The following is an 11774-nucleotide window of genomic DNA, read 5'->3' as shown; positions in this document are numbered from 1 at the left end:
GTAAAGCGGGGCGTTGTGTTATCGGTCGACAAATTCGCCGTAGGTCGGCCCTCTGCCGATCTGTCCGAGCAGCATCGTGCGCACCGTCTTCAGACTGTAGTAGAGCGCGAAGAGGAACGCGATCGTCACGACTTCCAACGCCACGAATGCGAGCCAGTTGCCGGAAGCGTAGGCGGCGAGCGCTAATGATTCGAAGACCACGATACCGACCCCCGCAGCCAATGCATCGGCCATAACGACCCAGACCTTCTTCGGGTTCGTGAGTGCCGCAAGGATGACGAGCACGATCGCACCGCCGATGACAAACGGGAGGAGCGCCGGCGCGCGATTGATGAGGAAGGGCGCCATGAGGAGCATCGCCGCACCGGTCACGACGAAGATCTGGCGTACGTAATCGCCGTAGTAGTGCATGATGCTGGGCGTCATGAACTTGAACGGCGGCGGAAGCGTCGGGTTGGTTCCCGACTCTTCACCGACATTCGGCTCTCCGCCGCCCACATTGTCGCCATCATCTGCCATGTCGCTCAGCGTACCATGAAAATGCCGAGCCTTTCAGGAGGCGGCACGTTGTGCACAGGCAAGGATGGCATCCTGATCGTCATCAGCGGAAGCTTTGACCGGCCGTTCGATACCGCATTTCTCGCATTTGTGGATGATGCGCGGCTCGGTCGCGCTGCCTTCGATACGGATCGGCGCCATGAGGCCACCGCATTCTTCCAAGCGATCCCCCGGGTCCTTGTCGACATGTTTCGAATACAGACACTTCGGGCAGTGGTTCGTATAGCCGCTTCCCTGCACTTCAGTGCCGCAGTGAGCACATACGAAATCCTCCTTCGTCCGTTTGAAACTCATATAGTGAGCAGGCCCGCCCCGTTAGAAGCGAAGCTTTCTAATGGGGTGAAATCCTCGATGCGGCGGGTGAAAGTCATGGCTGGACCGTGATAGTCGCGTCCCGCGTAACGGTTGGGGCGCCTGATTTTTTGCATTCCAGAATATAGGTCACACTCCCCTCATCTGCCGTACTCGTCTCAATCCGGACTGCTCGATTAAGGCCCGTGCCAATCGAGGATCCGCCCTTGAAGACAGCACACGAATATCCGGAAGCGCTTGCCGTAGACCATGCGATAAGTGCAGAGGAACCTGAACGAACCACGGATGGTTGGACGAGCAACGTAGCAGCCATTGATGGCCACGAATCGGTACCGCCTGAAGCCGTAGGATTCGTGCCACCCGCACCTTTCGTGCTGGTATCAGTTCCGGTATCCGGTGGCGTAGAAAGTATCGGCAATGGACTTGATGGCGGCGTCGGCGGCACATACACGCCATTGCCGAGCGAAGCCGATGGATACGCCCAGCTTCCCGGATGCGAATTCGGAGAACCGGTGTAGTTTTGTTCGTAGCTGCCCACAAGACTTTCCTGCAGAAGCTGTCCAACATTTGGCGGTGTAGGTACGCGCGCACCGCCACCTGCCATCATGAGACCTCGCTTGAGTTCCGCAGCGGTATACGGCATCGAACCTGATTCAAAGCATGACATGGAAAGCGCGATACGACCCATGAGATCGATATCATTGGGATCGAAGACTTTATTTACCGGCATGCCGGAATTGCGAGACACGAAGGATGCATATGCCGGTCGGTCGCCGACGGTCGCAGTCCACTGCTCGATGACGCGACCGATCGTACAGCGGCCGCGCTCGCCGCAATAGCGCTGCAGAAGCTCGATATGCGCCGCAAAACCGTGAGAGACCGTTGGAAAGATCGCCGTCTGGTTGTTCGGATGGCACCCGATCGATCCCCACTTCCGCGACGTCTTGCCGCAGACCTGGGCGCCGGTATTACGGGTGCGACACGAGAGTTTGCAGGAATTCTGATTACACGGCGACTGGGTCTTCAGTTGCGCGTACCACTGATCAAAATCGCGACCGATACCGAGCAGCTTCATATCGGCCGGACAGATCTGGAAACTTATCGGCAATCCACGTGCCGTCATTTCCGCTTTTTCAGCATCAGTCGGGGCACGACATCCCGCACCGAATTCTTGCGCATCAGCAGATAGAGGAAGCACCATCAGAACCGCAACAACGAAGACGCCCCATCGGCGTGGAAAACGCATACAAACAGTATATCGTGCTAAACAGCGCGAAGAAGTAGTTGATGGGAATTACACCAAGACGACCGTACGGGTACCCGAAGTCTCGAGAACGCCGCCTTCGATCGTGAATTCCTTATTCTCCGCATTCGGGATGCGGACGGTGATCTTCCCTGCTTTAAGGGTCGTCACGAGCGGTTCGTGATCAGGAAGCACCGTCATCTCGCCTCCAGCCGCCGGAAGCGTGACTGAAATAGCAGAACCGTCGTAGAGGTTCTCCCCCACGCTTGAGATGACGAGATGCATCGTGGCTTCAGCCATACCTAGCCCGCGAGAACCTCATCAATTCCTCCTTTCATGTAGAACTGGCCTTCGTCGATACCATCGTGCTTACCATCAAGGATCTCACCGAACGAGCGGACGGTATCTGCGAGCGTGACGTACTTACCCGGCTTACCGGTAAAGACGGATGCGACGTTGAACGGCTGCGAGAGGAAGCGCTGGATCTTACGAGCGCGGTAGACGAGCTTGCGGTCGTCTTCGGAAAGCTCTTCGATACCGAGGATCGCGATGATGTCCTGAAGATCCTGATAACGCTGGAGGACGCGGCGCGTCTCGTTGGCGACGCGGTAGTGCTCCTCACCGACGATATCCGGCTGGAGTGCCGTGGAGCCCGATGCCAAAGGATCGATCGACGGATAGATACCGAGCGATGCGAGCTGACGCGAAAGCACGACCGTCGAGTCGAGGTGTGCGAAGGAAGTCGCTGGAGCCGGGTCGGTGATGTCGTCGGCCGGCACATAGATCGCCTGCACCGAGGTGATGGAGCCCTTCTGCGTCGAGGTAATACGTTCCTGGAGCTGACCCATCTCTTCGGCGAGCGTCGGCTGATACCCGACTGCTGACGGGATACGACCGAGGAGCGAGGAGACTTCAGAGCCTGCCTGGACGAAACGGAAGACGTTGTCCATGAAGAAGAGCACGTCCTTACCGCCTTCGTCGCGGAATGCTTCAGCCATCGTGAGGCCCGAGAGCGCGACGCGTGCGCGTGCGCCCGGGACTTCGTTCATCTGGCCGAAGACGAGCGCCGTCTTCTCGAGAACACCGGAATCCTTCATTTCGTGGTAGAGGTCGTTTCCTTCGCGGACACGCTCCCCCACCCCAGCGAAGACGGAGTAACCGCCGTGCTCGGATGCGACGTTGTGGATGAGCTCCTGGATGAGGACGGTCTTACCGACGCCTGCGCCGCCGAAGAGGCCGACCTTACCGCCCTTGATGAACGGCGTCATAAGATCGATCGCCTTGATACCGGTCTCGAAGACTTCCGCCTTCGTGGACTGCTGGGTGAAGGATGGTGCTTCAGCGTGGATCGGAAGCTTCGTCGGATTCTTCGGGGCCTCCTTGCCGTCGATCGGCTCACCGACGACATTGAACATGCGGCCGAGTGCGGCTTCGCCGACTGGAACCGAGATCGGAGCGCCGGTGTCCGTCACTTCGGAATCACGCGCGAGACCTGCGGTGTCGCCCATGGAGATGCAGCGGACACGGTTGAGCCCCAAGTGCTGCGCGACCTCAAGCGTGAGCGTCGTCTTGCCATGCTTCACCGTGAGAGCGTTCTTGATCGGTGGGAGCTTCTCGTCGAAGCGGACGTCGACGACCGGACCGATGATCTGCGTGATGATTCCTTTCATATTCGTAATATATCTAAATAATGGCTAATTTTCAAGCTATTTCATGGCTTCGATTCCCGATGTGATTTCCGAAACCTCACGGGTGATCGCTGCCTGGCGGACCTTGTTGAACTTGCGGGTGAGCAGCTTCGCCATCTCCTTCGCCTTGTCCGTCGCCGACTTCATCGCCACCATACGCGCCGAATGCTCGGAGGCCTTCCCTTCGAGGAGCGCGTGGTAGACGGCAATATTGAGGAGGCGTGGCATGAGGACTTTGACGATGGATTCCGCATCCGGCTCGATCGTATAGGTCGCCGGACGGAATTCTCCTTGACCGATACCCGCGTACTTTCCCTTCACCGGCACGATACCGGCAACCATCTCGTGGATGAGGTCTGAGGTGATCGGGAGGATCTGGCGGACGACCGGCTTCTGCTCGAAGGTCGAGAGGAAGTTCATATAAATGACAAGCGCAGAGCCAATCTCTCCTGCTTCGTGCATAGCAATGAGTTGGCCGGTCACACGATGCATGTCGGCTTCCGAGATGTCGTCGGAGATGTTCTCGATCTTCTCACGCACCGCATAGCCGCGGTTGAGGAAGTAATCGCCGCCACGACGGCCGATCGCGAGCATGATGATATCGTTCTTCGAGAGTCCACGTGATTCGAGTTCTCGCTCGGTCGCACGAATGACATTCGAGTTGAGTGCGCCGGCAAGACCCTTATCGGAGGTGATGAGGACGATCGCGGTCTTCCCACCACGTAGCTGCATGAGGGGCTGCTGCTGAAGATCTTGAGAGCCGGAAATGCGCTCGAGGATGGTGAGCGCCGCTGCGGCGTAGGCACGGCCACCAAGGGCACGCTCCTGCGCCTTGCGCATCTTTACTGCGGAAACAGCCTCCATCGCCCGCGTCACGGTCGAGGTCTTTTTGACGGACTGTATCTTCAGTTTGATGTCTTTCAACGCCATGCGATTAGTTCAGATTCGGATTGTCCTTCTTGAGTTCTTCGATACGCTCCTCCGCATTCGCGAGTGCCTGACCGGAGAGACCCGCGCCCGAACCCTTCAGTTCCTCTTGGATCTGACGGAGTTCTTTCATCTCATTTTCCGGAGAGGCTTCACCGTCGTCGTAGGTCGTGAACTTGATGTCGTCTGCCATACCGTTATGCGAAGTATTCCTTATGTGCGATGCGGAATTCCTCCATCGCCTTGTTAAGTGAGAGCTTTGCGTCGTCGGAGAGTGCACCACTCTTCTTCATATCCTCGAGGATCTCGGAGCGGCTTGCGCCCACGAATTCGAGCCATGCACGCTCAGCATCTTTCACCTTCTTCACCGGAACATCGAGGAAAAGCTTATTGACGACCGCGTAGAGATCGACGACCTGGAATTCCATCGGCATCGGCTCACCATTTACCTGCTTCAAGGCTTCCACGGTGCGCTGACCGGATGCAATACGATCCGCCGTTGCCTTATCCAAGTCGGAGGCGAACTGCATGAATGCTTCGAGTTCGCGGAACTGCGCGAGTTCGAGCTTCAAGGTTCCCGCCACCGCCTTCATTGCCTTGGTCTGTGCAGCGGAGCCGACACGGGAGACGGAATCACCCACGTTGATCGCCGGGCGGATGCCTTTGTTGAAAAGACCCGTCTCCAAGAAAATCTGACCATCGGTGATGGAGATGACGTTGGTCGGGATGTAGCCGGAGATGTCTCCTTCCTGCGTCTCGATGATCGGAAGTGCCGTGAGAGATCCACCACCCTTCTCATCGGAAAGGCGCGCAGAACGCTCAAGAAGGCGCGAGTGCAAGTAGAAGACGTCGCCCGGATATGCTTCGCGTCCTGGTGGGCGGCGCAGCAAGAGGGAGAGCTGGCGGTACGCGACTGCCTGCTTCGAGAGATCGTCGTAGACGACGAGGACGTCCTGACCCTTGTCCATGAAGTACTCCCCGATAGCCACGCCCGCGAACGGTGCGAGGTACTGGAGTGCTGCCGGAGCAGACGCAGACGCGTCGACGATGATCGTGTACGCGAATGCATCGTTGTCCTTCAACTGCTGCATGATGCGCGCCGTCTTGGATTCCTTCTGGCCGATCGCGACGTACACGCAGACCGGACGCTTACCCTTCGGCTCGTACTTCTGGTTGATGATGGTGTCGATCGCAACCGTCGTCTTACCCGTTGAGCGATCGCCGATGATGAGCTCACGCTGACCGCGGCCGATCGGAATCATCGCGTCGATCGCCTTGATACCCGTCTGGAGCGGAACGGAGACCGACTTACGATCCATGACGCCGTATGCTTCGCGCTCGACCGGCATCATCGTCGCGTTCTTAAAGGGGCCCTTGCCGTCGACTGGTTCACCCAGCGCATTCACGACGCGACCGAGGAGTTCTTCACCGGAGGGGACCGAGAGGATCTTACCCGTCGACTTCACCGTCATACCCTCTTGGACGCGGGAGGTATCTCCAAGAACGATCGCGCGCACTCCGTCTTCTTCGAGGTTAAGGACGAGACCCAAGAGCTTTCCTTCGTGTTCGATGGAATCCTTGAGCTTCTTACCTTTCGTCTCCTCGAACTCGAGGACTTCGGCCATGACAGCCTTTGCAAGGCCATCGATCGCGACGACGCCGTCACCGACAGCGACGACACGGCCGACATGCACGCCCTCACCCTTCGGTGAGTAGCTCTCGATTTCCTTCAGGATCTTTTCGACGGTTGCGTTATTCATATTCGTAATTTATGCGCGGGTAACGTTCTGGTAAATATTCACAAGATGGTTCTTCCAGCTCGCGTCCTGAAGCATTCCTTCTGCTTCGAGACGCCAGCCGCCGATAAGGCTCTCATCAACGACCACTTCAGCATCCTTCGCTCCGCTTTCCTTACGCGCCTTCGCCTCGTCTTTCTCACGGGCGATCGTAAGGACGGCGCGATCGCGGTTGGCCTTCTTCGCGGCAAGGCGCTCGAATGCGCGACCGATCGACGGCAACAGATTCGCGCGACCTTCACGCTCGAGAAGCGCATGCAGTTTCTTCACCGCCTCCGCCGGCTTCGCTCCTTCTTCTATAAGGCGCATGAGCGCGTGTGCGTAGGCATCGGTCTGCATACTAGGCGTGCTTGTCCTTCAGGATCTTTTCCGCGGCGAGCATAGCTGCGCGGGCGATTTCTTTTTCTCCCGCAGCAAGTGCCTGACGCTTCGCTTCTTCAGCGCGCGCCTCGGCATCGGAGAGAAGCGCTTCTGCCTTTTCCTGCGTCTTCTTCAGGATCTCAGCCGACTGGCTTTCAGCGCGCGAGCGGCCGGAAGCAACGAGACTCTCTGCTTCCTTGCCTGCCTCCGCGAGCAAGGTCTTCCCTTCTGCATCCGCTTCAGCAAGACGGCGATCCGCCGCTTCAGCCTTCTGGACGCTGTCCGCGATGAGGCCGCGGCGCTCATCGAGCATCTTCACGAGCGGCGTATAGAGAAAACGCCACAAGATGGCAAGAAGCAATGCGAAATTGACCGTCTGGATGACGAGCAGTTTCCAATCGAGGCCGAAAGCTGAGAAAAGTTCTGACATAACTTTGGTACAGGAATTCGTCGGATTCTGGATGCGGTGCTAGGCAAACGAGCCTGAGTGCGCGAGACGTACTTACTGGTACGGCGAGCGAAGTCAGGTGATGTCTAACGACGCAACGCGCCAGAATCTGGCGAATTAGACGAATTTGATGATGAAGGAGACGACCAAGGCGAGAATACCAAGAGCTTCTGCGAAGACGATCGCGAGGATCATGTTCGAGACGACCTTGTCGGATGCTTCCGGATTGCGGCCGATCGCTTCCATTGCGCGGGAGCCGATCATACCGACGCCGATAGCCGGGCCGAGAACGCCGAGGCCGGCTGCGATCGCCATGCCGATGAGCTTTGCTGTTTCGATATCCATAGTAAGGAATGAGACTGGGTAATTAATAAGCTATGCCGCCACTCTACCATCCAAAAGGGCCTATTTCTAGCCTTTAATGGGCTTCCCCGCCATGCGGAGGAGTGATGGCCATTTTGATGAAAAAGAGGGTGAGCATGACGAAAACCGCTGCCTGGATGAAGCCCACGAAGACCTCGAAGGCCATCAAGGGGACCGGCGCGATGTACGGGATGAAGAAGACCACGACTGCAATCAAGACCTCGCCGGCGAAGATATTGCCGAAAAGACGGAATGAGAACGAGACAAGACGACCTGCCTCGGAGACGAGCTCGATAAGGCCGACCGCGAAATTAAGCGGCGAGGAGAAGTTGATGAACTTCCCCGCGTAGCGCCACAGGCCGATCGCGAAGACACCCGCAAGCTCGATGACGGTGACCACGATGATGGTGAGCGCCAAGGTCACATTGAGATCGGTATTCGGCGCACGCAGGAACGGCACGCTTCCTTCCGGCGTGTGGTACGTGATGCTGCCGACCCCCGGGATGAAGTGCAGCATGTTCGCGATGAAGATAAACAGGAAGAGCGTCATGAGAAGCGGGAAATAGGTCCGAGCATACTCCCTGCTGCCGAGGATCTTCGCGATGAAGTCGTAGACGTATTCGAATGCGAGCTCGAAGAGGAGCTGGAGACGGCCCGGTACGAGCTTCGTATTGCGACCAAGAATAAGTCCGAGGATGATGAGGAATGCGAGCGTCACATAGGTCGCAACGAGCGTATTGGTGACGGGGATACCCAAAAAAGTGCCGAGTTTCTCGGCGGCAAGGGCGATATGGATGCTGCTTTCCTTCGCAGCTTCGGTTGCGTGTTCTTCGACTGCCATCGGCGGCAGTATAGCGCCAAACTAAGCCGAAATCCACCTGCGGATAGTCCGAGCCACCGCCGGTTCAGAGCCGGTGAAGCTGTGATCTGCCCCTTTGAAAATCTCCAGTCCGAAGCGTTTGGAACGCTGCTCTTTGGCGAACCACGCGGCGATCTCCCGCATCGGCCTATCGCGGTATTCATCTTCTTCCGGCAGGAGGACGAGCATGGGCACTTTCACGGCACGATACGTTGTCGGCACCCGCCCGAGGAATGCATACGGGAATACTTCTTCCGCACTCTCCCCGCTGTAGAGCGAAAGGAAGCGCTGCGCATCCGTCCACCAGCCCGGCACGATCGTTGTTTTCTTTCCGGCAGCGACGAGCATGCGCGCAGCTTTGACGCCGTCCTTCACGGCCTTCGCATTCTCTTTCACGGCGCCCGCGTAATCACTCATCGGCGCTAGCAAGATGATGCCGTTTACGTTCTTCCCCTTCTTTGCCGCAAAGTATGTAGATTTTTGCGCTCCCGTTGAATGTCCCGCAAGAAAGATCTTTTTCGCGCCCTGTTTCCGGGCGAAATCGATGGCGCCCTGGATGTCATCGATGCTTTCCGTGAATACTTCGTGCGCACCGCCGCTGAGGACGTACTCCATTCCGCCTTTTTTCTTCGGATTGATCTTTCGGGTGCGATTCACCGTCGCCGAACCGCGGTTGTTGAAGGTGATGACCGCCGTATCACGCCCCACCAGTTTCTCGACGATGCCGAGCTTAGAAAAAGCTGAACTCGCCAGCCCATGTATCCAGATGATTGCCGTCGATGGATTCTTCGGCCCGAACCAGAATCCGTTGAGAAGCAGCTTCTTCGGCGTCTGGATCTCGATGAGGTTCGTTGCGCGCATAGCGGAAGTATACACAGCCCTTTCTAAGAGCCGTATATCCATCCCCACCCCAAGGGCGGATTCCTTTGACTAGGCTTCATTTACTACATATAGTCTACGCGGACTCTATTCAGTCCTTTACTTGCTAGAGAGGCAGCGATGAAAGAAAACATCAACATGGGCGACGTGTATGACGCGTTCGCCGATCAATTCGCTAAGTCCGATGCGCTGCCTACATGGCGGTACGTCGGTAAGCCGGCGATGGAGAGCATTTTCAAGCCGTTCTTCGGCAATGGAGATGCGACCTTCCTCGACATGGGTTCCGCAAGCGCGCGCGTCGAACGGGGACTTCTTATCCCGAATGGCGTGAAGCCCGAGAACATCACGGGTGTCGAGATCAGTCCCGACCAGGTGAAGATCGCGCAGCAGGTTGTTCCAGGAGCGAATTTCCTCGTGGGTGACATCACCCGCGTCGAGCTTCCGGAAAACGCCTTCAACGTCGCGTTCTCGCACATGGTCTTCGAGCATCTCGACGACGCACAGCTCGCGGCGGCATCTGCGATCGCCTTCAAGGCACTGAAACCGGGCGGTACCTTCGGGTTCGTGGTGACACATCCGGACAAGATGACCGATGTCGACGGCAATCTCGTTACGACCTACGGCCACTTTCAGACAAGTGCACCGTGGGGCGGCGTCCTCGATAACTGGCGTCGCAGCGTGGACGACACGCTGAAGATGGTACGTGAAGCGGGCTTCGAGATTGAACGTTCGGAGGAAATCAAATTCCCCGAGGTACCGGAAGGAAGCAGCGAAGATGACCGGAATGCATACGAGAAGTACTCGAAGTATCCGTTCATCCGCCTTCTCGTCGTCGGAAAAAAGCCTGAGTAAACGCAAGAAAAACTAGGGAGCCGCTTCGCAAGGAGCGGCTCTTTTGTTATAGCGAGATACTTGCAAATTCACGAATATGTAGTATAATTATTACAGGTATCTCAGAAAGGAGCTCGAAAGCGATGAGAGATCCTAAAGAACGTAAACATGCCTTCCTTGGCACGATTTACTACTCTGAAGACGGCAGGACGGGTGTCATTCGTCCCAACGAAATCCGTAGAATGGATGGCGAGCCGCTCGGACTCACGATCATCGATGATGTGTTCGTCCACATCAACGCCTTCAAGTTCATGGCGGAAAAAGGCTATGAGCAACCTGCGCGTGTCGCGAAAGGCATGATGGTCGCCTTTCTCTTGGGCCCGTCCGGACAACGACCGGGACGCATCACGGCCGAATACTGTTCCGTCTACGAACGTCCTCGATAACGAAGAAAGGCCGCTCATCACTGAGCGGCCTTTTGTTTAGGTTGGTGAATCGTGCCAACGACCGAAGTTCCAGTACACCGGAACGCGTTTGCCGTCCTTGTCGCGGAAACCGGTTTTCTGTACTTCGCCGGATTTCGGATTGAACGGGACGTATACCCCGCCCCGCTCGACGATTTTCAATCGCGATTTCGCGGTGCGCGCGGTGTAGACCAGAAGATCGTCTTCAGCTGCTTCACACATGATTCCTCCAAAGAACTGTACTGACGAAAACAAGCCCTCGTCTGAGGGCTTGTCGTGAGGAGCGAGGAAGAGACTACTTGCGCGCGCCAGAACAAACCCTCAGGAGGGTCTGGTGACACGTGCACGAGCAGTTCCGCTGCATGTTACTGATTGGAGCAATTTATTCCCGCCTCGGCAAGAGCCCTTTGAAATATCACGACACATAAGATATGATGCGGCAACGGTCGCAATGACTGTTGTAGGCCTTATCGTCTAGCGGCTAGGACACATCCTTCTCAAGGATGGAACCGGGGTTCGATTCCCCGTAAGGTCACCAGAGCAAAGCGCGCCTTTGAGGCGCGCTTTGCTCTGGTGATGTATTAGCCCACTTCGCACGAACCCATTTTACCAAAGATTGCTGAACGCCGCCCGCCGCCTCGCAGACTCGGCGGCAACCCCGAAAAGAAAAACGCTCCATGCATTTTTTGTTTGGCGGGGGGAATGCATTTTGAAAAAAGAAAGGGCGTTTTTTCTTTTCGGGGTTCTGCCCTCCAAGTATTCGGGCAGTGCGGACGGCGGAAATGCCATGCGGTTCGATTCAGAAGAAGGCGGTTTACAAGCTCGCGAATCCACATACATATAGACATTCATCTATAGCTCCCTCTCGATTTGAGATATGATGAGGTCATGGAATTTTTCTCGTACATCGGCCTGCATACTGCGTACCTGCTCATTTTTTCGGTTACTCTCGGTCTCGGTTTGGGTGCATCTGCGCTTAGTTGTGTACTTTTTCTTTTTTCCGGAAATGACGGAAAAATATCGCGCGACGAGTTCAAGTTGCTAAA

16 protein-coding genes and 1 tRNA gene are annotated in these 11774 nt (G+C 56.5%); 3 read left to right on the top strand and 14 right to left on the bottom strand.

Annotation, left to right across the window (positions count from 1 at the left end; translation table 11 throughout):
* Positions 1-18 precede the first annotated feature (18 nt).
* The 13 genes from JNK62_03695 to JNK62_03635 form a co-directional block, all read right to left on the bottom strand.
* On the bottom strand, positions 19-519 hold the full coding sequence (locus JNK62_03695) for a hypothetical protein (GenBank protein MBL8158607.1): 501 nt from the start codon (positions 517-519) through the stop codon (positions 19-21).
* Between the two features lie 33 nt (positions 520-552).
* Positions 553-852 (bottom strand): RNHCP domain-containing protein, encoded by a 300-nt coding sequence (locus JNK62_03690; GenBank protein ID MBL8158606.1) that lies wholly within the window; start codon positions 850-852, stop codon positions 553-555.
* Positions 853-925: 73 nt separating this feature from the next.
* The gene (locus JNK62_03685; protein ID MBL8158605.1) at positions 926-2116 is read right to left on the bottom strand and encodes a hypothetical protein; all 1191 of its coding nucleotides are present in this window, start codon (positions 2114-2116) and stop codon (positions 926-928) included.
* Positions 2117-2164: 48 nt separating this feature from the next.
* Positions 2165-2413 (bottom strand): F0F1 ATP synthase subunit epsilon, encoded by a 249-nt coding sequence (locus tag JNK62_03680; GenBank protein MBL8158604.1) that lies wholly within the window; start codon positions 2411-2413, stop codon positions 2165-2167.
* 2 nt (positions 2414-2415) lie between these two features.
* Positions 2416-3783, bottom strand: a complete 1368-nt coding sequence (gene atpD, locus JNK62_03675; protein MBL8158603.1) for a F0F1 ATP synthase subunit beta — start codon at positions 3781-3783, stop codon at positions 2416-2418.
* A gap of 36 nt (positions 3784-3819) precedes the next feature.
* The gene (gene atpG / locus JNK62_03670; GenBank protein ID MBL8158602.1) at positions 3820-4731 is read right to left on the bottom strand and encodes an ATP synthase F1 subunit gamma; all 912 of its coding nucleotides are present in this window, start codon (positions 4729-4731) and stop codon (positions 3820-3822) included.
* Positions 4732-4735: 4 nt separating this feature from the next.
* Complete coding sequence (locus JNK62_03665) at positions 4736-4921, bottom strand: hypothetical protein (protein ID MBL8158601.1); 186 nt, start codon at positions 4919-4921, stop codon at positions 4736-4738.
* Positions 4922-4925: 4 nt separating this feature from the next.
* A complete protein-coding gene (locus JNK62_03660) occupies positions 4926-6488 on the bottom strand; it encodes a F0F1 ATP synthase subunit alpha (protein MBL8158600.1) in 1563 nt (520 codons plus the stop codon).
* A gap of 9 nt (positions 6489-6497) precedes the next feature.
* The gene (locus tag JNK62_03655; protein ID MBL8158599.1) at positions 6498-6863 is read right to left on the bottom strand and encodes a F0F1 ATP synthase subunit delta; all 366 of its coding nucleotides are present in this window, start codon (positions 6861-6863) and stop codon (positions 6498-6500) included.
* A gap of 1 nt (position 6864) precedes the next feature.
* Positions 6865-7314, bottom strand: coding sequence for a F0F1 ATP synthase subunit B (atpF, locus tag JNK62_03650; protein ID MBL8158598.1), 450 nt, complete (start codon positions 7312-7314; stop codon positions 6865-6867).
* 135 nt (positions 7315-7449) lie between these two features.
* Positions 7450-7671 carry an ATP synthase F0 subunit C gene (locus JNK62_03645; GenBank protein ID MBL8158597.1) on the bottom strand — a complete coding sequence of 74 codons (222 nt, stop codon included), beginning with the start codon at positions 7669-7671 and terminating at the stop codon, positions 7450-7452.
* 79 nt (positions 7672-7750) lie between these two features.
* Positions 7751-8536 carry a F0F1 ATP synthase subunit A gene (atpB, locus tag JNK62_03640; protein MBL8158596.1) on the bottom strand — a complete coding sequence of 262 codons (786 nt, stop codon included), beginning with the start codon at positions 8534-8536 and terminating at the stop codon, positions 7751-7753.
* Between the two features lie 21 nt (positions 8537-8557).
* The gene (locus JNK62_03635) at positions 8558-9415 is read right to left on the bottom strand and encodes an alpha/beta fold hydrolase (GenBank protein MBL8158595.1); all 858 of its coding nucleotides are present in this window, start codon (positions 9413-9415) and stop codon (positions 8558-8560) included.
* 138 nt (positions 9416-9553) lie between these two features.
* Between JNK62_03635 and JNK62_03630 the strand changes: the two genes are divergently transcribed.
* Together JNK62_03630 and JNK62_03625 are read left to right on the top strand one after the other, a co-directional pair.
* Positions 9554-10285, top strand: coding sequence for a methyltransferase domain-containing protein (locus JNK62_03630; GenBank protein MBL8158594.1), 732 nt, complete (start codon positions 9554-9556; stop codon positions 10283-10285).
* Positions 10286-10407: 122 nt separating this feature from the next.
* On the top strand, positions 10408-10710 hold the full coding sequence (locus JNK62_03625) for a hypothetical protein (GenBank protein ID MBL8158593.1): 303 nt from the start codon (positions 10408-10410) through the stop codon (positions 10708-10710).
* 36 nt (positions 10711-10746) lie between these two features.
* Here the strand turns inward: JNK62_03625 and JNK62_03620 are convergent, their stop codons facing one another.
* A complete protein-coding gene (locus JNK62_03620) occupies positions 10747-10950 on the bottom strand; it encodes a hypothetical protein (protein ID MBL8158592.1) in 204 nt (67 codons plus the stop codon).
* Between the two features lie 241 nt (positions 10951-11191).
* On the opposite strand from JNK62_03620, the gene JNK62_03615 reads away from it, so the two are divergent.
* A tRNA-Glu gene (locus tag JNK62_03615) sits at positions 11192-11266 on the top strand.
* The last annotated feature ends 508 nt before the right edge of the window (positions 11267-11774 follow it).

It is taken from the genome of bacterium (assembly GCA_016789445.1).
In the GTDB taxonomy this organism is placed as follows: Bacteria; Patescibacteriota; Minisyncoccia; order Phycocordibacterales; family UBA2100; genus UBA10103.
Note: the sequence above shows the minus strand (reverse complement) of the source record. Positions and strands in the feature narration are given on the sequence as shown.